General features: G+C 65.7%; 16 protein-coding genes. 9 read left to right on the top strand and 7 right to left on the bottom strand.

What is annotated here, in order from left to right:
- The first annotated feature begins 3 nt into the window (after positions 1-3).
- From P5W99_RS05720 to P5W99_RS05705, 4 genes are all read left to right on the top strand, one after another.
- Positions 4-867 (top strand): efflux RND transporter periplasmic adaptor subunit, encoded by an 864-nt coding sequence (locus P5W99_RS05720; RefSeq protein WP_421023626.1) that lies wholly within the window; start codon positions 4-6, stop codon positions 865-867.
- A gap of 191 nt (positions 868-1,058) precedes the next feature.
- Positions 1,059-1,235, top strand: coding sequence for a hypothetical protein (locus P5W99_RS05715; RefSeq protein WP_421023625.1), 177 nt, complete (start codon positions 1,059-1,061; stop codon positions 1,233-1,235).
- Between the two features lie 54 nt (positions 1,236-1,289).
- On the top strand, positions 1,290-1,643 hold the full coding sequence (locus P5W99_RS05710) for a hydrogenase maturation protease (RefSeq protein WP_434662462.1): 354 nt from the start codon (positions 1,290-1,292) through the stop codon (positions 1,641-1,643).
- A gap of 250 nt (positions 1,644-1,893) precedes the next feature.
- The gene (locus P5W99_RS05705; RefSeq protein ID WP_421023624.1) at positions 1,894-3,798 is read left to right on the top strand and encodes a propionate--CoA ligase; all 1,905 of its coding nucleotides are present in this window, start codon (positions 1,894-1,896) and stop codon (positions 3,796-3,798) included.
- Between the two features lie 30 nt (positions 3,799-3,828).
- On the opposite strand, the gene P5W99_RS05700 is transcribed toward P5W99_RS05705, so the two are convergent.
- The 3 genes from P5W99_RS05700 to P5W99_RS05690 form a co-directional block, all read right to left on the bottom strand.
- The gene (locus P5W99_RS05700; RefSeq protein WP_434662180.1) at positions 3,829-5,211 is read right to left on the bottom strand and encodes an MFS transporter; all 1,383 of its coding nucleotides are present in this window, start codon (positions 5,209-5,211) and stop codon (positions 3,829-3,831) included.
- 196 nt (positions 5,212-5,407) lie between these two features.
- Positions 5,408-6,226: a 5'-methylthioadenosine/adenosylhomocysteine nucleosidase gene (locus P5W99_RS05695; protein WP_421044018.1), complete on the bottom strand. Its 819-nt coding sequence runs from the start codon at positions 6,224-6,226 to the stop codon at positions 5,408-5,410.
- Between the two features lie 84 nt (positions 6,227-6,310).
- The gene (locus P5W99_RS05690; protein ID WP_421044019.1) at positions 6,311-8,683 is read right to left on the bottom strand and encodes a UvrD-helicase domain-containing protein; all 2,373 of its coding nucleotides are present in this window, start codon (positions 8,681-8,683) and stop codon (positions 6,311-6,313) included.
- Positions 8,684-8,865: 182 nt separating this feature from the next.
- Between P5W99_RS05690 and P5W99_RS05685 the strand changes: the two genes are divergently transcribed.
- Both P5W99_RS05685 and galU read left to right on the top strand, forming a co-directional pair.
- Positions 8,866-11,733, top strand: a complete 2,868-nt coding sequence (locus P5W99_RS05685) for a valine--tRNA ligase (RefSeq protein ID WP_434662179.1) — start codon at positions 8,866-8,868, stop codon at positions 11,731-11,733.
- A 65-nt stretch (positions 11,734-11,798) separates the two neighbouring features.
- Positions 11,799-12,680, top strand: coding sequence for a UTP--glucose-1-phosphate uridylyltransferase GalU (gene galU / locus P5W99_RS05680; RefSeq protein WP_421023619.1), 882 nt, complete (start codon positions 11,799-11,801; stop codon positions 12,678-12,680).
- 94 nt (positions 12,681-12,774) lie between these two features.
- Here galU and P5W99_RS05675 read toward each other — a convergent pair whose 3' ends face one another.
- From P5W99_RS05675 to P5W99_RS05660, 4 genes are all read right to left on the bottom strand, one after another.
- Positions 12,775-13,002, bottom strand: a complete 228-nt coding sequence (locus P5W99_RS05675) for a sulfurtransferase TusA family protein (protein ID WP_421025193.1) — start codon at positions 13,000-13,002, stop codon at positions 12,775-12,777.
- A gap of 129 nt (positions 13,003-13,131) precedes the next feature.
- Positions 13,132-14,208: a Gfo/Idh/MocA family oxidoreductase gene (locus P5W99_RS05670; RefSeq protein WP_421079317.1), complete on the bottom strand. Its 1,077-nt coding sequence runs from the start codon at positions 14,206-14,208 to the stop codon at positions 13,132-13,134.
- A gap of 72 nt (positions 14,209-14,280) precedes the next feature.
- Complete coding sequence (gene iolG / locus P5W99_RS05665) at positions 14,281-15,288, bottom strand: inositol 2-dehydrogenase (RefSeq protein ID WP_434662178.1); 1,008 nt, start codon at positions 15,286-15,288, stop codon at positions 14,281-14,283.
- Positions 15,281-16,171, bottom strand: a complete 891-nt coding sequence (locus P5W99_RS05660) for a MurR/RpiR family transcriptional regulator (protein WP_421079315.1) — start codon at positions 16,169-16,171, stop codon at positions 15,281-15,283. Before P5W99_RS05660 ends, iolG begins: the two co-directional genes overlap by 8 nt.
- A 283-nt stretch (positions 16,172-16,454) precedes the next feature.
- On the opposite strand from P5W99_RS05660, the gene P5W99_RS05655 reads away from it, so the two are divergent.
- The 3 genes from P5W99_RS05655 to P5W99_RS05645 all read left to right on the top strand — a co-directional run bounded on the left by P5W99_RS05655 (position 16,455) and on the right by P5W99_RS05645 (position 19,599).
- Positions 16,455-17,516: a sugar ABC transporter substrate-binding protein gene (locus P5W99_RS05655; RefSeq protein WP_421079314.1), complete on the top strand. Its 1,062-nt coding sequence runs from the start codon at positions 16,455-16,457 to the stop codon at positions 17,514-17,516.
- A gap of 81 nt (positions 17,517-17,597) precedes the next feature.
- Complete coding sequence (locus tag P5W99_RS05650) at positions 17,598-18,773, top strand: ABC transporter permease (RefSeq protein ID WP_434662177.1); 1,176 nt, start codon at positions 17,598-17,600, stop codon at positions 18,771-18,773.
- A 13-nt stretch (positions 18,774-18,786) separates the two neighbouring features.
- Positions 18,787-19,599 (top strand): ATP-binding cassette domain-containing protein, encoded by an 813-nt coding sequence (locus P5W99_RS05645; protein WP_421023613.1) that lies wholly within the window; start codon positions 18,787-18,789, stop codon positions 19,597-19,599.

The raw sequence follows: 19,599 nt of genomic DNA, 5'->3' as shown, positions 1-19,599 counted from the left end.
ATCATGACTATCCGAAACATCATTGGCTTTCTCGCGACGGCTCTTATTTTCGCCGTCGCCATTCTGGTCGGGCGCGCCCTGTGGGTACACTACATGGACGAGCCCTGGACCCGCGACGGCCGCGTGCGCGCCGAAGTCGTGAACATCGCACCCGACGTCTCGGGCGCCGTGGTCGAGCTGCCCGTGCGCGACAACCAGTTCGTGCACAAGGGCGACCTGCTGATGCAGATCGATCCGTCGCACTACCAGATTGCCGTGGAGCAGGCACAAGCCGCCGTGGCCGCGCGCAAGGCCGAACTCACCATGAAACAGGACGACGCGCGCCGCCGCGCCGACATGGACAGCCAGGTCGTCTCGCAGGAAAGCCGCGAGAACGCCTCGCACACCGCGAACTCGGCGCAGGCGCAGTACCAGCAGGCGCTCGCCGCGCTCGATGCCGCGAAGCTCAACCTCGAGCGCACGCGCGTGGTCTCGCCGGTGGACGGCTACATCACCAACCTCCAGGTGTTTCGCGGCGACTACGCGAACGCCGGCCAGGCGAGGCTGGCCGTGGTGGACAGCCACTCGTTCTGGGTCTACGGCTATTTCGAGGAAACCAAGCTGCCGCGCGTGAAGGTGGGCAACAAGGCCGACATCAAGCTGATGAGCGGCGGCACGCTCGAAGGTCATGTGGAAAGCATCTCGCGCGGTATCTACGACCGCGACAATCCGCAAAGCCGCGAACTGCTCGCCGACGTGAACCCGACTTTCAACTGGGTGCGCCTCGCGCAGCGCGTGCCGGTGCGCATCCACATCGACAAGGTGCCGGACGGCATGACGCTCTCCGCAGGCACGACCTGTACCGTGGTCGTGAAACCGGGCGCGTGAGCTCAAGCGCGCCTGAACATTGCTTAAAGGTTTTAACCGTTAATCAAAGGTTGTCCGACAGTCAATCGCCTGAACCTGCAAAACTTATCCCAGCACACGCATAAATTCCTGGCCCCTTGACACACCTCAGCACAAAAATGCGCGACAGCTAAGAATATTCTGAACTCTGTGTCCTTCGCAAAGTGAGTCGCGTGAGCTTTCTCTACGAGCACGTTCCGTTTATCTTCACACGCCCCCTGACGGCGCCGGCCCGCGCCGCCACGCATACGCCGGCGCTGCCGCGCAGCGTCGCACTGGGACTCGGCAATCTGCAATGGGGCGACGCCGGGTTCGGCATGCGCGCGATCGAGCGGCTCAAAGCCGGTTGACAATGCGCATCGCATGTCGAGTTCGTCGCGGGCGGCACCCAGGGACTCGCGCTCCTGCCGCTCGTCGAGTCGGCACAGCGCATGCTCGCCTTCAACTCGGCCGACTTCGGCCGTACGCCCGGCACGCTGTGCGTGCGCGAAGGCGATGAAGCCGTGCAGCATCTGCGCACGCGCCCCGTGAACCTGCGTCAGATGGATTTCGCCGATGCGCTCGCCTGCGCACAGCTCAAAGGCCGCTATCCGCGCGAACTCGTGCTGATCGGCGTGCAGCCGCACGCGCACGACGCGTATGGCACGGGACTCGGCGCTGCGGTGAGCGCGCAGCTCGATCCGGCGGTGGAGATCGCGAGCCGCCGGCTGCGGCGCTGGCATGCGCACCCACGCCCACTCGCGCAATCTCTCGCGTAACCCGACACCGCGCGCGAAGCCTAGTTGCGCTCCTGATCACGCACTGACGTCGCGCAGCGGGTAACGACGCATCTGTGGGCAGATCTGCGGGCGAATCTGCAGGTCCACCCACGGGTGAACCCGCGTTGCCCGCGCCCATTGCACTGCACTATCCTCGACCCTTCAGAGCCGGGTCCAGCCGCCATACCGGCATCATGCGGGCGCCGTCCCATGCGCCGCGCCCGCGACACCGTACGGGAGGATGGACGTCATGCGCCGTTACCGCGAGTTCCACCGCGAGTCGATCGATCGCCCCGAGGACTTCTGGCGCCGCGAAGCCGCGCGCATCCATTGGCAAACGCCGTTCACCGAGGTGCTCGACCGCTCGAATCCGCCCTTCGCGCGCTGGTTCGTGGGCGGGCGCACGAACCTGTGCTTCAACGCCGTCGACCGGCACCTCGACACCCGCGCACAACAGAATGCGCTCGTCTACGTGTCGACCGAAACCGGCATCGAGCGCCGCTACACCTACGCCGATCTGCACGCCGAAGTGAACCGCATGGCCGCCGTCATGCGCTCGCTCGGCGTGCAGCGCGGCGATCGCGTGCTGATCTATCTGCCGATGATTCCCGAGGCCGTGTTTGCGGTGCTGGCCTGCGCGCGCCTCGGCGCGATCCACTCGGTGGTGTTCGGCGGCTTCGCGGCGCCGAGCCTCGCCGCGCGCATCGACGACGCCAAGCCCACGCTGCTCGTCTCCGCCGACGCCGGCGCACGCGGCGGCAAGGTGATCGACTACACGCCGCTCGTCGACGAGGCCATGGCGCGCGCCGAACATGCGCCGCCGCGCGTGCTGCTGATCGACCGGCAGCTTGCGCCCGAACGCCTCAATGCGCCTTGGCTGGTCGACTATGAACCGTTGCGCGAGCAGCATTACAACGCGCACGTCCCCTGCGAATGGCTCGAATCGAACGAGCCTTCCTATGTGCTCTACACCTCCGGCACGACCGGCAGGCCCAAGGGCGTGCAGCGCGACGTCGGCGGCTACGCGGTGGCGCTCGCCGCGTCGATGGAGTACATCTTCGAGGGCCGCGCCGGCGACACCATGTTCACGGCGTCGGATATCGGCTGGGTCGTGGGCCACAGCTACATCATCTACGCGCCGCTGCTCGCGGGCATGACCACGGTGATGTACGAAGGCACGCCCGTGCGGCCCGACGGCGGCATCTGGTGGCGCCTCGTCGAGCAGCACCGCATCAATCTCATGTTCACCGCGCCCACCGCGATCCGCGTGCTCAAGAAGCAGGATCCGGCGCTGCTGCGCGCCGCCGACCTGTCGAGCCTGCGCACCCTCTTTCTCGCGGGCGAGCCGCTCGACGAACCCACGTCCGTATGGATCTCGGACGCGCTCGGCAAGCCCGTGGTCGACAACTACTGGCAGACCGAGACCGGCTGGCCGATGCTCGCGATCCAGCGCGGCGTCGAAGCGTTGCCGCCGAAGGTCGGCTCGCCTGGCGTGCCGTGCTACGGCTACGACCTCGTGCTGCGCAACGAGCATACGGGCGAGCCCTGCGCGCAGGGCGAGAAAGGCGTGATCACGCTGAGCTACCCGCTGCCGCCGGGCTGCATGCAAACGGTCTGGGGCGACGATGCGCGCTTCGTGAAGACGTACTGGGAGAGCGTGCCGGGCCAGCAGGTCTATTCGACCTTCGACTGGGGCGTGCAGGACGAAAACGGCTACGTGACGATCCTCGGCCGCACCGACGACGTCATCAACGTGGCGGGCCACCGGCTCGGCACGCGCGAGATCGAGGAAGCGATCTCGTCGCACGCGGCGGTCGCCGAAGTCGCCGTGGTGGGCGTGAACGACACGGTGAAGGGCCAGGCCGCGCTCGCGTTCGTGGTGCTGCGCGACGCGGGTGCGGCGGCCGATCCGGCGGCGGCGGACAAGCTCGCCGCCGCGCTCGCGGCCACCGTGGACCGCCAGCTCGGCGCCATCGGGCGGCCCGCGCGCGTGCACTTCGTGTCGATGCTGCCGAAGACGCGCTCGGGCAAGCTCCTGCGCCGCGCAATCGCGGCGCTCGCCGAAGGGCGCGATCCCGGCGATTTGCCGACCATCGAAGACGCAGCGGCGCTGCAGCAGATTCGCGAGGCGGTCGAGCCAACCGGCAAGGCGTGAAGCGGCGATCTAAGGGCGCCCGCCGCGCCTTCAGGAAAGCTGGGCGCCGCGCTCGGTGGCGCGGCGGGCGTCGCCCTGCGCCGCCTCGCCGCCTTCGTCTGCTTCGACCCTCGCATCTTCTCCCGCCTCAGCGCGCACACGCGACGGCAACGCCGCGACCGCCAGCGCCGCCACGAGTCCTGTCACCGCGAACGCCACGAAATTCCACGACCAGTTTGCGCCGACGCTCGCGATGTACCCGCCCATGAGCGGCCCGCACATCGCCCCGAAACGCGCGAAGGACAGCGCCCAGCCCGTCGCCGCGCCGCGCGCGTGCGACGGATAGAAGTGCGTCAGATAGCCGGTCAGGATGAGCGAAGCCGAGATGCTGCCGATGCCCGCGAGCGCCACGAGCGCATAGCTCACGACGAGCGCGTTGCGGGTCATCAGCACAGCGATCGCGAGCGCGCCGATGGCATAGGCCAGCGCGACCGTCGCTCGCGCGCCGAAGCGGTCGGCGATCTTGCCGAGCACCACGCCGCCGCATGCCGAAGTCAGGCTGAAAACAAGCAGGAAGGCGAGGCTCGAGCCGAGATCGTAGCCTTGCTTGCGCATGATCATCGGCAGCCAGGTGTTGAGGCCGTACACGAGCAACATGCCGCAGAACAGTGCGATCCAGAAGCAGGCCGTCGCGCGCAGACGGCGGCGCGCGAAGATCGCGGCCACGACGTCGCGCAAGCTCGTCCGTCGCTGGGACGCGGCGCCGCGTGCCACCTGCAGCTCACCGGTCACGCCGAGCCGGGCGGCGAGCACGCTCGCCTCGTCGAAGCGTCCGCGCGCGGCCAGATATTCGAGCGATTCGGGCAATGCGAGCGCCATCGGCAGCAGCGCGAGCAGCGGCAGCGCACCCACCGCCATCACACCGCGCCAGCCCCATGCGGGCAACAGCGCCATGGCCGCGAGCGCCGCGCACAGGATGCCGAGCGAGTAGCCCGAGTACATCATTCCGTAGTTGAAGCTGCGCCGCGCCGGCGGCGAATACTCGATCGTGAGCGCGGCGGCCACCGGAATCACGCCGCCGAGACCGAGGCCGCCCAGAAACCGGCACAGGCCGAACCAGAACGGCGTGGGCGCAATCGCGGCGCCGGCCATCGTGAGCGAAAACAGTGCGACGCAGGCCAGCAGCATGCGCCGCCGCCCGAGCAGATCGCCAAGCGTGCCGATCGCCATCCCGCCGAAGAACATGCCCGCGAGCGCGTAGCTGCCGAGCGCGCCGAGTTGCATCGGCGTGAGGCTCCAGTGTCGGTCGGCGGCCAGCGCGGGCAGCACCGCGCCGAGACTGCCGACGTCGTAGCCTTCGAAGAGAACGGACAAGCCGCAGACGAGCAGGACGGCGCGCGTCGTGCGCGCGGGGATGGAGCGGGCATCGGACATGGGCGGGCACGGCGCCGTCCCGTCCGGGCGTCTCCAGATGCCTTGCAGCAAGGCCCCTGGACGCGGACTTTCAGGCGCAGTCGGTCAATGGCGGTTGGACGGCAGGCCAGATTACTTTAGATATAAATAATTTCACAGTCATTGTTAACCCGCGCCCACGGGGCGACTGTGGGCCGCCGGCGCCCATCCGCGCCGCTCAGCGGCCCGCCGGGCGGTACGACGCGAGAAAGCGCCGCAGAATGCCCGTCGAATACGTCCCGGCGATGTCGGTGAGGAACGACGAGAACGAGGTGCTCGCATGCTCGTCAGCGGTGTCGGAAATGGTGCGCACGACGGCGCACGGCACCTCGTACTCGTGGCAGACCTGAGCCAGCGCCGCGCCTTCCATTTCCACGGCGAGCGCATCAGGCAAAGCCGCGCGCAATGCGCCCACAGCCGCCGCACTGGCCACGAACTGGTCGCCGCTGATCACGAGCCCGCGATGCACGCCCGGCAGCGCGGTTTCGAAGCGCGGCAGCGCGGCGCTAAAGCGCGCCGCCAGCGCCGTGCCCTCTTCCGCGACGAAGCGCTCGCAGGCGGCGGCCAGCGCATCGGCCAGCGCACGGTCGGCGTCAAAGCGCGAGCGCGCGAGCAGCGGAATCTCGTGGCGCGGGAACAGCGGCTCGGCGTTCATGTCGTGCTGGAGCAGCGTCTCGCCCACCACCACGTCGCCCACGTGCACGTCCGGCCCCACGCCGCCCGCTACGCCCGTGAACACCACCGCGCCCACATCGAAGACGTGGATCAGCGCGCTCGCCGTGGCCGCCGCGGCCACCTTGCCGACGCGCGCGAGCGTCACCACGCACGGCACGCCGTGCACAGTGCCGACGTGATAGTCGCGCCGCCCGAGCGTGCGCGTGACGACACCCGATTCGGCCTGCATCGTGGCGATCAGATCGCCGAGTTCCTGGGGAAGCGCGGCAAGCACGCCAAGCGGGCGCGCCGCTGCGCCGGGCTGTGTGGAAAGGGAGTTCATTGCTTCAAGGGCCTGCCGGGTTGCGTCGATGGGTTATGTCGACCGGTTACATCACTGGGTTGATGCGTTGCACGGAAACGCCGCTCACTCGACCGGCTGCAGCTTCGCCACGGCCAGCGCGAGCCATTTCTCGCCATGGCGCTTGAAGCGCACTTGCGCCTTGGCATCGGCACCGCTGCCTTCGAGCGCCGTGATCGTGCCTTCGCCGAACTTCGTATGAAACACGACCTGGCCCACGCGAAAGCCCGTCTCGGCTGCGCGCTGCTCGTTGGCGAACGCCGGCGCGGGGCTCTTGTCCGCGATATAGGCATCGCGATCGCGACTGCCACCGCCGCCGCTTCCGCCACCCGGACGCGAGAACCAGTCGCGCCCCCAGCCGGCGTTGTCCGAGCGCCCGCCCCAGCGCGCGCCCGCCTCGACCTTCGGCGTGAGCCATTTGAGCGACTCCTGCGGCAGTTCGTCGAAGAAGCGCGAGCGCACGTTGTAGCGCGTCTGGCCGTGCAGCAGACGGCTCTGCGCGAACGAGATATAGAGCCGCTCCTTCGCGCGCGTGATCGCCACGTACATCAGGCGGCGCTCCTCCTCGAGGCCATCGGCTTCCATCGCGCTGTTCTCGTGCGGGAACAACCCCTCTTCGAGACCGGTGATGAACACCGCCGTGAATTCGAGCCCCTTCGCGGCGTGCACAGTCATCAACTGCACGGCGTCCTGGCCCGCCTGCGCCTGATTGTCGCCCGCTTCGAGCGACGCATGCGAGAGAAACCCCGCGAGCGGCGTCATGAGGTCGGGGTTCTGCGCGGGATCCGTGATCGCGGGCGCGTCGAGCACTTCGATCTCGCCTTCCTGCGAGACGATCTCGGGCAGCGCGCTCGCGCCGGGACGCAGCGGAATCGAGCGCGCCGGCGTGTCCATGCCGTAGCCTTCCTCGCTCACGAACGCGGTGGCCGCGTTCACGAGTTCCTGCAAGTTCTCCAGACGGTCCTGGCCTTCGCGCTCGCCCTGATAGAACTCGGCCAGACCGCTCATGCGCACCGTGTACTCGACCGTCTCGGGCAGGCTCATTTGCGCAGTTTCGGCGCGCATCTTCGCGATCAGGTTCGCGAACGAGCCGAGACTCGTGCCGGCCTTGCCCGTGACATAGGGAATCGCCGCCGCCATCGAGCAGTTATAGAGGCGTGCGGCATCCGCAAGCTGCTCGATCGAGCGCGCGCCAATGCCGCGCGTCGGGAAGTTCACGACGCGCGCAAACGCGGTGTCGTCGTTGGGATTGTCGATCAGGCGCAGATAGGCGAGCGCGTGCTTCACTTCCTGACGCTCGAAGAAGCGCAGGCCGCCATACACCTTGTACGGCACGCCCGCGTTCACGAGCGTGTGCTCGATCGTGCGCGACTGCGCGTTGCTGCGGTACAGAATCGCGATCTCGTTGCGCGCGAGGCCCTGATTGATGAGCGCCCGCACTTCCTCGACGATCCAGCCCGCCTCCTGCGAATCGGTGGCGGCCTCGTAGACGCGCACCGGCTCGCCGTGGCCCGCGTCGGTACGCAGATTCTTGCCGAGGCGCCGCGAGTTATGCGCGATCAGATAGTTCGCCGCATCGAGAATGTGCCCGTGCGAGCGGTAATTCTGCTCGAGCTTGATCAGGTGCTTCACGCGGAACTCGTTCTCGAAGTCGCGCATGTTGCCCACGTTCGCGCCACGGAACGCGTAGATCGACTGGTCGTCGTCGCCCACGGCGAAGATCGCGTTGCCCGAGCCCGCGAGCAGCTTGAGCCACGCGTACTGGAGCTTGTTGGTGTCCTGGAACTCGTCGACGAGGATGTCGCGAAAGCGCGCCTGATAATGCGCGCGCAGCGGCGGGTTGTACGCGAGCAGCTCGTAGCAGCGCAGCAGCAGCTCGGCGAAGTCGACCACGCCTTCACGCTGGCACTGCTGCTCGTAGGCTTCGTAGAGCTCGACGAACTTGCGGTTGTAGTGATCCGTGACGTCGACGTCCTTCGGCCGCAGGCCCTGCTCCTTCGCGTTGTTGATGAAGTGCTGAAGGTTCTTCGGCGGGAACTTCTCGTCGTCGATGTTCAGACCCTTCATCAAGCGCTTGATGGCCGAAAGCTGGTCGGCCGTGTCGAGGATCTGGAAGGTCTGCGGCAGGCCGGCGTCGCGGTAATGCGCGCGCAGCATGCGGTTGCACAGGCCGTGGAAGGTGCCGATCCACATGCCGCGCGTGTCGATGGGCATCATCGCCTGAAGGCGGCTCGTCATTTCACGTGCGGCCTTGTTCGTGAAAGTCACGGCGAGAATCGTCATCGGCGAGGCGAGGCCCTGCTGGATGAGCCACGCAATGCGCGTGATCAGCACGCGCGTCTTGCCGCTGCCGGCCCCGGCCAGAATGAGCGCAGGTTCGTTCGGCAACGTGACAGCGGCGTGTTGTTCGGGGTTCAGGTTGGCGAGCAGTTCAGGCATGAATGAGGGGCGCGAGGAAGGCCGCGAGGAAAGCCGCAAGCAGGGGCGCCATCGCGGCGGGCTTCGAAGTAGACCGTCATTATAAAGGCCATACCGGCTATGGACGGGCCCCGGGCCCGGCCTGACGGCGCTTCCCCTTATAATCGAAAGTTTTCAGCATCTTTTTTCGGCAGATTCCACCCATGAGCGACAGCACGCTAGCGAAAAGCTTCGAGCCGCAGACGATCGAAGCCCACTGGGGCCCCGAATGGGAGCGCCGCGGCTACGCCGCCGCGACCCTCACGCCCGGCCGCGCCAACTTCTCGATCCAGTTGCCGCCGCCGAACGTCACCGGCACGCTGCACATGGGCCACGCGTTCAACCAGACGATCATGGACGGCCTCGCGCGCTACCACCGCATGCTCGGCGAGAACACCCTGTGGGTGCCGGGCACGGACCACGCGGGCATCGCCACCCAGATCGTGGTCGAGCGCCAGCTCGATGCGCAAAAGATCTCGCGCCACGACCTCGGCCGCGAGAAGTTCGTCGAGCGCGTGTGGGAATGGAAGCAGCAGTCGGGCTCGACCATCACGGGCCAGGTGCGGCGCCTGGGCGCTTCGATCGACTGGTCGCGCGAGTACTTCACGATGGACGACAAGATGTCGGCCGCCGTGCGCGACGTGTTCGTGCGCCTCTATGAACAGGGCCTGATCTACCGCGGCAAGCGCCTCGTGAACTGGGATCCGGTGCTGCTCACCGCCGTCTCGGACCTCGAAGTCGCGAGCGAAGAGGAAAACGGCCACCTGTGGCACCTGCGCTACCCGCTCGCCGATGGCTCGGGCCACCTCACGGTCGCCACCACGCGCCCGGAAACCATGCTCGGCGACACGGCCGTGATGGTCCATCCGGAAGACGAGCGCTATGCGCACCTGATCGGCAAGACCGTGAAGCTGCCGCTCGCGGACCGCGAAATCCCGATCATTTCCGACGAGTATGTGGACCGCGAGTTCGGCACGGGCGTCGTGAAGGTCACGCCCGCGCACGACTTCAACGACTACCAGGTGGGCCAGCGCCACGGCCTGCCGATGATCGAGATCCTCACGCTCGACGCGAAGATCAACGACAACGCGCCCGAAAAATATCGCGGCCTCGACCGCTTCGAAGCGCGCAAGCAGGTGGTGGCCGACTTCGAGTCGCTGGGCCTGCTCGAATCGGTGCAGCCGCACAAGCTGATGGTGCCGCGCGGCGACCGCACGGGCGTCGTGATCGAGCCGATGCTCACGGACCAGTGGTTCGTGGCGATGACCAAGCCCGCACCCGAAGGCACCTTCAACCCCGGCAAGTCGATCACCGAAACTTCGCTCGAGGTGGTGCGCAACGGCCAGATCAAGTTCGTGCCGGAAAACTGGACCACCACCTACTACCAGTGGCTCGAGAACATCCAGGACTGGTGTATTTCGCGCCAGCTCTGGTGGGGCCACCAGATTCCGGCCTGGTACGGCGAGAACGGCGAAATCTTCGTCGCGAAGAGCGAGGAAGAAGCGCGCGCGCAGGCCGACGCCAAGGGCTACAAGGGCGCCTTGAAGCGCGACGAGGACGTGCTCGACACGTGGTTCTCGTCGGCGCTCGTGCCATTCTCGTCGCTCGGCTGGCCTGCGGATACGCCTGAGCTGAAGGCCTTCCTGCCCTCCTCCGTGCTGGTCACGGGCTTCGACATCATCTTCTTCTGGGTGGCGCGCATGGTCATGATGACCACGCACTTCACCGGCAAGGTGCCCTTCGACACGGTCTACGTGCACGGCCTCGTGCGCGACGCCGAAGGCCAGAAGATGTCCAAGAGCAAGGGCAACACGCTCGACCCGATCGACATCGTCGACGGCATCGAGCTCGAAGCGCTGGTCGCCAAGCGCACCACCGGCCTCATGAACCCCAAGCAGGCCGCGACCATCGAGAAGAAAACGCGCAAGGAATTCCCGAACGGCATTCCCGCCTTCGGCACCGACGCGCTGCGCTTCACGATGGCCTCGATGGCCACGCTCGGGCGCAACGTGAACTTCGACCTCGCGCGCTGCGAGGGTTATCGCAACTTCTGCAACAAGCTCTGGAACGCCACGCGTTTCGTGCTGATGAACTGCGAAGGCCACGACTGCGGCTTCTCGAAGCCGGGCGCGTGCCAGCCGGGCGATTGCGGCCCGGGCGGCTACACCGACTTCTCGCAGGCCGACCGCTGGATCGTCTCGCTGCTCCAGCGCGTGGAAGCCGAAGTCGCGAAGGGTTTCGCCGACTATCGCTTCGACAACGTGGCCAACGCCATATATAAGTTCGTCTGGGACGAATACTGTGACTGGTACCTGGAGCTCGCGAAGGTTCAGATCCAGACCGGCACGCCCGCGCAGCAGCGCGCCACGCGGCGCACGCTGTTGCGCGTGCTGGAGACGGTGCTGCGCCTCGCGCATCCGGTGATTCCGTTCATCACCGAAGCGCTGTGGCAGAAGGTGGCGCCGCTCACCGATGCTTATCCGGCGGGCGCGGCCGAGGGCGAAGCATCGATCATGATGCAGCGCTACCCGCTGGCCGAGCCGAAGAAGATCGACGAAGCCGCCGAGCAATGGGCTGCCGACCTGAAGGCCGTGATCGATGCATGCCGCAATCTGCGTGGCGAGATGGGCCTCTCGCCCGCCACGAAGGTGCCGCTGCTGGTGACGGGCAACGCGGAGCGCCTCGCGTCGTTCGCGCCCTATGCACAAGCGCTCGCGAAGCTCTCGGAGGTCCAGATCATCGCCGACGAAGCGACGCTCGACGCCGCCTCGGCAGGCGCGCCGGTTGCTATCGTGGGTACGGACAAGCTCGTGCTCAAGGTGGAGATCGACGTGGCGGCCGAACGCGAACGTCTTTCGAAGGAGATCGCGCGACTGACGAACGAAGTGACGAAGTGCAATGCCAAGCTAGGAAATGACAGTTTTGTTGCAAAAGCCCCGCCTGTGGTGGTTGAGCAGGAGCAGAAGAGGCTGGCAGAATTTCAGGCAACGCTGGGCAAGCTGACCGCGCAATTCGCGCGGCTGCCGGCCTGAATCGGCTTAAGGTGAGGTCTGGCGGCGCGCACGGCGCCAGACCAACCAGGACCAGGACTAAAGACATGCTAAAAGTTACCAAAGCGGTATTCCCGGTTGCGGGCCTCGGCACGCGCTTCCTTCCGGCCACCAAGGCGAGCCCGAAGGAAATGCTCCCGGTCGTGGACAAGCCGCTGATCCAGTACGCGGTCGAGGAGGCCGTCGCGGCTGGCATCACCGAAATGATCTTCGTGACGGGCCGCAGCAAGCGCGCGATCGAAGACCACTTCGACAAGTCATATGAGATCGAAGCCGAGCTCGAAGCACGCGGCAAGGAAAAGCTGCTCGAACTGGTACGCAACATCAAGCCGAACAACGTCGACTGCTTTTACGTGCGCCAGCCCGAAGCGCTGGGTCTGGGCCACGCCGTGCTGTGCGCGGAAAAGCTCGTGGGCGACAACCCGTTCGCCGTGATCCTCGCCGACGACCTGCTCTACGGCACCCCGCCCGTCATGCAGCAAATGGTCGAGGTGTTCGACCACTACCACAGCTCGGTGCTCGGCGTGGAAGAGATCCCGCCCTCGGAAACGGGCTCGTACGGCATCGTCGACGGCAAGGAGTGGGAAGACTCGATCGTCAAGCTCTCGGGCATCGTCGAAAAGCCGGCGCCCGAAGTCGCGCCGTCGAACCTCGGCGTGGTGGGCCGCTACGTGCTCAAGCCGCGCATTTTCCAGCACCTGCGCTCGATCAAGCCGGGCGCGGGCGGCGAACTCCAGCTCACCGACGCCATCCAGTCGCTGCTCGCCGATGAACAAGTGCTCGCGTACAAGTATCACGGCACGCGCTTCGACTGCGGCAGCAAGCTCGGCTACCTGAAGGCCACCGTGGAATTCGCGCTGCGCCACCCGGAAGTGGCCACCGATTTCGCGGAATATCTGCGCACGCGCAAGCCGGAGCTGGAGGGCTAATCAGTCCCCATCCCGGCAAAGAAAATGGCCCGCAATCTCACGATTGCGGGCCATTTTTTCATGCGATGCGCTCGAGCGCATCCCTGCAGTTATATCAGCGGCGGCGCATCAGGAACACAAAGGTCTTGTCCTGCTGCGAGCTTTCCACGATCTCATTGCCCGTTTGCTTGGCAAAGGCCGCGAAATCGCGCTGCGAGCCGGGATCGGTCGCGAGAACCTTGAGAATCTGGCCGCTTTCCATGTCGGCGAGCGCCTTCTTGGCGCGCAGGATCGGCAGCGGGCAGGTCAGCCCACGCGCATCTACTTCCTTGTGAACCTCAATCTGCATTGGGTTGGATCCTTCGTTGGCGCGCCACCTCGGCGGAGGGCGCAGGGTGTGCACGGATAGCAGCGATTTTACCGCAGCCGCGTACAACGCCGCTTGTGCCTTCTTTGCACCTTCTTTGCGCCTTCAGAGCGTCACCGCCTGGCCCGTGCGCAGCGACTCGCGCAACGCACAGCCAATTCGCGTCGCTTCCAGCGCGTCCTCCAGCGTCGCGCCCTGCTCCGCACTCGCCGTCGCGTCCTCCGCCACGCCGGCCTCACCGCCCTCACGCGCGCGCACCGCTGCGACAAACGCCTGCGCTTCGATCAGAAACGCCTCCTCGAAGCGGTCGAAGAAGGTCTGCGTGCAAACGCTGCGCACGCCGTGCACGTCGTAGATCTCCACACGGTTCGCGCGCGGCACGTGGCCGATCGCCAGCGCGCCGGCCGTGCCGATCACCTCGCTCGACGTGTCGTTGCCATGTGCCATTGTGCGCGATGCGTAGAACATCGCGAGCCTGCCGCCTTCGAACTCGCAGATCGCCACGCCGTTGTCGATATCGCCGAATTCACGCAGGCCCTCGTGCAGCGCCACCGCGCCGGCCGCGAACACGCGCGTGGCGCGCGGCTTGCCGAGCAGCCAGCGCGCGACGTCGATGTCGTGCACGGTGCAGTCGAGGAAGATGCCGCCCGAACCGGGCGCGAAGCGCACAAAAAAACCATCTGGGTCGTTGAGGTCGCAGGTTTGCGAGCGCACGAGAAATGGCCGCCCGATCGCCCCCCCGCGCAGCTTCGAGAACGCATCGTGATAGCTCGGATCGAAACGGCGCATGAAACCGATTGTCACCTGCCACCCGGAAAAGCGCCGCGCCTCGTCGACCACGCGCTCGCATTCGGCCACGTCGAGCGAGAGCGGCTTCTCGCAGAACACGTGCTTGCCCGCGTGCAACGCAGCGACAATCTGCTGCGCGTGAAGCGCAGAGGGCGTCACGAGCCATACGGCGTCTATCGTTGCATCGGCCAGCAACTCGGCGTACTCGCGGTATTGCCGCGCTTCGGGTATCGCCTCGAGGGCCCACGCGAGATCGTCGTCGAGCGGGCTGCATGCGGCCGCCAGCTTCGCGCCCGGCACACGGTACGCAAGATTAAGCGCATGCCGCCGCCCGAGCCGGCCCAGTCCGGCCACGCCCACGCGCAACGGCCGGGTACGTTCATTCGCCTGCATCGCCTGTCTCCTTCGGGATCCTCTCTATCTGGCGAGCACCATGCCGCCACGGCCCTTACTCGCGCGACGTGATCACGCCCCCAGCTTCACTACGCGGCCTTCGCGCCACGACAGCGCCGCCGCCTCCGCAAGCTCCAGCGCCTTGAGGCCGTCGGCCACGCTCGTGCGCACGGGCGTGCCCTGCGTGAGAGCCTCGTAAAAATGCGCCATCTCGCGCGCATAGGCGGCCCGGTAGCGCTCGAGAAAGAACGCTTCCGGCACGTCCCGCGCCACCGCTCCTTTGGTCCACGACACCACCTCGGTCGGCGTCATGTTGCCTGCCTGAAGCATGCCCGCGCTGCCGAGAATCTCGAAGCGCTGGTCGTAGCCATAGGCCGCGCGCCGCGACGTGTTGATCTGGCAAAGACGGCCGCGCTTCGTGCGGATCGTGACGGCAGTGGAGTCGATGTCGCCCGCATCGGCGATGGCGGGGTCCGAGAGACAACTGCCCGTCGCATGCACCGTGTCGGCTTCGTCGTCGAGAATCCAGCGGAAGATGTCGAAGTCGTGGATCAGCATGTCCTTGAAGATGCCGCCCGAGCGCACGATGTACTCCACGGGCGGAGCTCCGGGGTCGCGGCTCGTCACGACCAGCACCTCGGGCGTGCCGATCTCGCCGGCGTCCAGACGCGCCTTGAGCGCGGCAAAGGTAGGATCGTAGCGGCGCTGAAAGCCGATCATGGCCACCACGCCCGCGCGTGCGACCGCATCGGCGCATTCGCGGGCGCGCGCGAGAGCCAGATCGACCGGCTTCTCGCAGAAGATATGCTTGCCTGCCGCCGCCGACTTCAAGATCAGTTCGGAATGCGTATCGGTCGATGAGCAGATCACGCTAGCACCGACCGAGGCGTCGTCGAGCGCGCCTTCCACGTCAACCACTTGCGCACCTAGCTGCGCCGCGAGCGCGGCCGCTGCCTCACGGTTCACATCGACCACGTACTTCAGGCGCACGCCGGGCTGGCGCGCGAGGTTCGCCGCATGAATCCGCCCGATGCGGCCCGCGCCGAATACTGCAACATTGCATGTTCCTGCTTCAGTCATCGTATTCTCCTGGGTCGGTCGATTCTTCCACGTTGAGTTCGAGCCGGTACGCGAGTGCAACGAACAGCGCCTGGCACAGGCAAAACGTGCTCGTCAGCGAGCGGAACGCGAATGCGCTCCCCTCCTTCACATAGAGTTGCGCGTCGGCATGGCGCGCGAGCGGCGAAAGTTGGCTGTCCGTAATGACCAGCGTCTTCGCCTGATGCTGCTGCGCCACGCGCAGGCAGTATTGCGTCTCCTTGCCGTAAGGCGCGAAGCTGATAGCGATCACCACGTCGCCTTTCTTCACGCTGCGGATCTGCTCGTGATACATGCCGCCGAAGCCCGACACGAGATGCACGCGCTTTCTCGTGTGCTGCAATGCGTAGACGATATAGCTCGCCACCGCGAACGAGCGGCGCACGCCGATCACGTAGATGTTGTCCGCGTGCTCGAGCATCTTCACCGCGGCGTCGAACTGCGCATCGTCGAGTCCGGCCTCGAGTTCGTCGAGCCCATTGCGGCACGCGCCGATGAATTCGCGCGCGACCGCACCGCCGAGATCGGGGCTCGCGCTGCCGTCTTTCACCTCGATCAACTGGCGTATGCGCTGCTGATAGCTCGTGGGTGACGCCCCCTGCCCCGCATAGGCCTGGCGGAACACCGCCTGCAAATCGGAGAAGCCCGAAAAGCCGAAGCGCTGCGCGAACCGCACCACCGCCGAAGGATGCACCGAGCAGCTCGCGGCGATGTCGCTCGTGCGATCCATCATGACGCTCGCGCGGTTCTGCTCGATATAGTTCGCGACGCTCTTCAACTGCCGCGGCAACGCCTCGTACTCGTGCGCGATGCGCTGCATCAATTCGTCCACGCCTGCTACGGCGTCGCTGGTTTCATCGGCCATGATCGTTTTTCCCTGTTGCTTGCTGCAGTGTGGCAAACCCCTGCTGCGAAGCCCTGCTAGCCCACGCATGCATGGCATGCCGACGGAGCCGATTATAGGCAGCGGCGCACACGATTGGAACAAATTTTCCATTTTTATTTGCAATGAAATTTCTGTTGCAACTCGCCAGACGATCGCCTACTCTTGTCGTTGAGCGAAGCGGCAACGCAAGCCAGGAACTCAAGCCGAGAAGCGCGCGTCGCTCACCCCAAGAACGAACGACAGACCGAGAAAGGTGGAGACAATGACGCAACGCAAGGGCAGGACCATGCTCCGAAGGTTGGCCGCAGCGCTCACGCTGGCAGCGGGACTGAGCGGCTTGAGCGCGCTGGGTGCGCAACCGGCGCAGGCCGCCGACGCACACTTCGTGCTGATCAGCCACGCGCCGGATTCGGACTCGTGGTGGAACACCATCAAGAACGCCATCAAGCAGGCCGACGAAGACTTCAACGTCGAAACCGACTACCGCAATCCGCCCAACGGCGACATCGCCGACATGGCGCGCCTGATCGAGCAGGCCGCCGCGCGCAATTACGACGGCGTCATCACCACCATCGCCGACTACGACGTGCTGAAGAATTCCATCGGCAAGGTCACGGAAAAGAAGATCCCGCTCGTCACGATCAACTCCGGCACCGAGGACCAGAGCGCGAAGCTCGGCGCAATCATGCACGTGGGCCAGCCCGAATACGTGGCGGGCCACGCAGCCGGCGAAAAGGCCAAGGCCGCGGGCGTGAAGTCGTTTCTCTGCGTGAACCACATCGCCACCAATACGGTGTCGTTCGACCGTTGCCGCGGCTTTGCGGACGCCATCGGCGTGAACTACAAGACCTCGACGATCGACTCGGGCCAGGACCCGACCGAAATCCAGTCGAAAGTGAGCGCGTATCTGCGCAACCATCCGAACACCGGCGCGATTCTCACGCTCGGCCCTGTGCCGGCGGCAGCCACGCTCAAGGCGGTTCAGCAGATGGGCCTCGCGGGCAAGATCTACTTCTGCACGTTCGACTTCTCCGATGAGATCGCCAAGGCGATCCGCGCGGGCACGATCCAGTTCGCCATCGACCAGCAGCCGTATCTGCAGGGCTATATCCCGGTGGCCGTGCTCGCGATCGTGAAGAAGGAACATACGACCGACCCGGCGAAGATCCGCCAGATCCTCGAAGCCAATCCGAAGTTCAAGCAGCGTCTGGACACCTACGGCCTGCAACCCTCGTACGGACCGCGCAATATCCGTTCGGGTCCGGGCTTCATCACCCGGGAGAACCTCGACAAGGTCGTGAAGTACGCGGGTCAATACCGCTGATCCCGCAGGTTCAAAGCGTCTTCTCTTCAGCAAGAGACCACACCTGGCGCACACCAGGTGTGGTCGAATCAAGGAGCCATCATGGGTGTAGCCGGCAAACACTTCCCCTCGCATGCAACGGACAAGGCGCCAGACCCGCGCCCGGGTCAGCCGGCGCCGGCGGGGCCCGGAACCACCGACGAGCGCGTGCGGCGCGAATCGTGGTTCGGGCAACTGCTCGGCCGCCCCGAATTTGCCGCGATTTCCGGCACCGTGCTCGTGTTCGCCGTGTTCGCGATCGGCGCGGGCGGCTCCGGCATGTTCGACCTCGACGGCGTGATGAACTGGTCGCAGGTGGCCGCTTACTTGGGCATCCTCTCGGTTGGCGCGTGCCTGCTGATGATCGCCGGCGAATTCGACCTCTCGATCGGCTCGATGATCGGCTTTGCCGGCATGATGGTGGCCATCCCCACCATGTACTTCCATTGGCCCATTGCGCTGTCCATCCTGTTCGCGTTCGCGGGCTGCACCGCGCTAGGTGCATTGAACGGCTACCTCGTGATGCGCACGCGGCTGCCCTCGTTCATTGTCACGCTCGCGTTCCTGTTCATCCTGCGCGGCCTCACACTCGCGCTCTCGATCATGTTCGCCGACCGCACCATCGTCTCCGGCGTGGGCGACGTCGCGAAAGCCGACTATGCGACCAACCTGCTCTTTCACGGCACGGCGTTCAAGGGCCTGTTCGTGGCGCTCGCGCACATCGGCATCGGCAAGATGCTCGACAACGGTCAGCCGCTCGTGCCGGGCGTGCCGAAGGTCATTCTCTGGTGGTTCGCGCTCGTGGCCATCGGTGCGTTCACGCTCGCCAAGACGCGCTACGGCAACTGGATCCTCGCCGTGGGCGGCGACGCCAACGCCGCAAAGAACGTGGGCGTGCCGGTCAAGCGCGTGAAGATCGCGCTCTTCATGCTCACCGCTTTCTGCTCGTGCCTGTTCGCCGTGCTGCAAGTCTGCGATATCGGCTCGGCCGCCGCCGACCGCGGCCTGCAAAAGGAGTTTGAAGCCATCATCGCCGCAGTAATCGGCGGCACGCTGCTCACGGGCGGCTATGGCTCGGTGATCGGCGCCGCGTTCGGCGCGCTCATCTTCGGCGTCGTGCAGATCGGCATTACCTACACGAACATCGACTCGGACTGGTTCCGCGTCTTCCTTGGCGTGATGCTGCTCATCGCCGTGCTCTTCAACCACTATGTGCGCCGCCGCGTCGCGCAATCCTAAGCCGGAGGCCGACATGAACCAGACTGAAAGCGCAAATGCGAACAGCGACACGATCCTCGCACTGGAAAACGTCAGCAAGTACTTCGGCAAGGTCATCGCGCTCAACGGCGTCACGCTGCGTCTGAAGCGCGGCGAAGTGCACTGCCTGCTCGGCGACAACGGTGCGGGCAAGTCCACGCTCATCAAGACGCTAGCCGGCGTGCACGCGCCTACCTCGGGCCAATATTTAGTGGACGGCAAGCCCGTGCGCTTCGATTCGCCCAAGGACGCGCTCGACCTCGGCATCGCAACGGTCTATCAGGATCTTGCACTGGTGCCGCTGCTCTCCGTGGCGCGCAACTTCTTCATGGGCCGCGAACCGCAGAAGAAGCTTTTTGGGTTCATCAACGTGATGGATCTGGATGCGAGCGCAACCATCGCAAAGGATCGACTCTCCGAAATGGGCATCAACGTGCGCGACCCGCATCAGGCCATCGGCACGATGTCCGGCGGCGAGCGCCAGTGCCTCGCGATCGCGCGGGCGATTCACTTCGGCGCACGGGTGCTGATTCTCGACGAGCCAACGGCCGCGCTCGGCGTGAAGCAGAGCTTCAACGTGCTCAAGCTGATTCATAACGCGCGCGCCAAAGGCATCTCGGTGATCTTCATCACCCACAACGTCCACCACGCGTACCCGATTGGCGACTCGTTCACACTGCTCAATCGCGGCCGCTCGCTCGGCACGTACACGAAAGACACGATCAGCAAGAACGAAGTGCTCGACATGATGGCCGGCGGCGCGGAGATGCAGAAGATGATTGCCGAGCTCGACGGCGCGACCATTTGA

The organism is Paraburkholderia sp. A3BS-1L (assembly GCF_051125215.1).
Taxonomy (GTDB): domain Bacteria; phylum Pseudomonadota; class Gammaproteobacteria; order Burkholderiales; family Burkholderiaceae; genus Paraburkholderia.
This window is presented reverse-complemented; position numbering and strand designations above follow the sequence as displayed.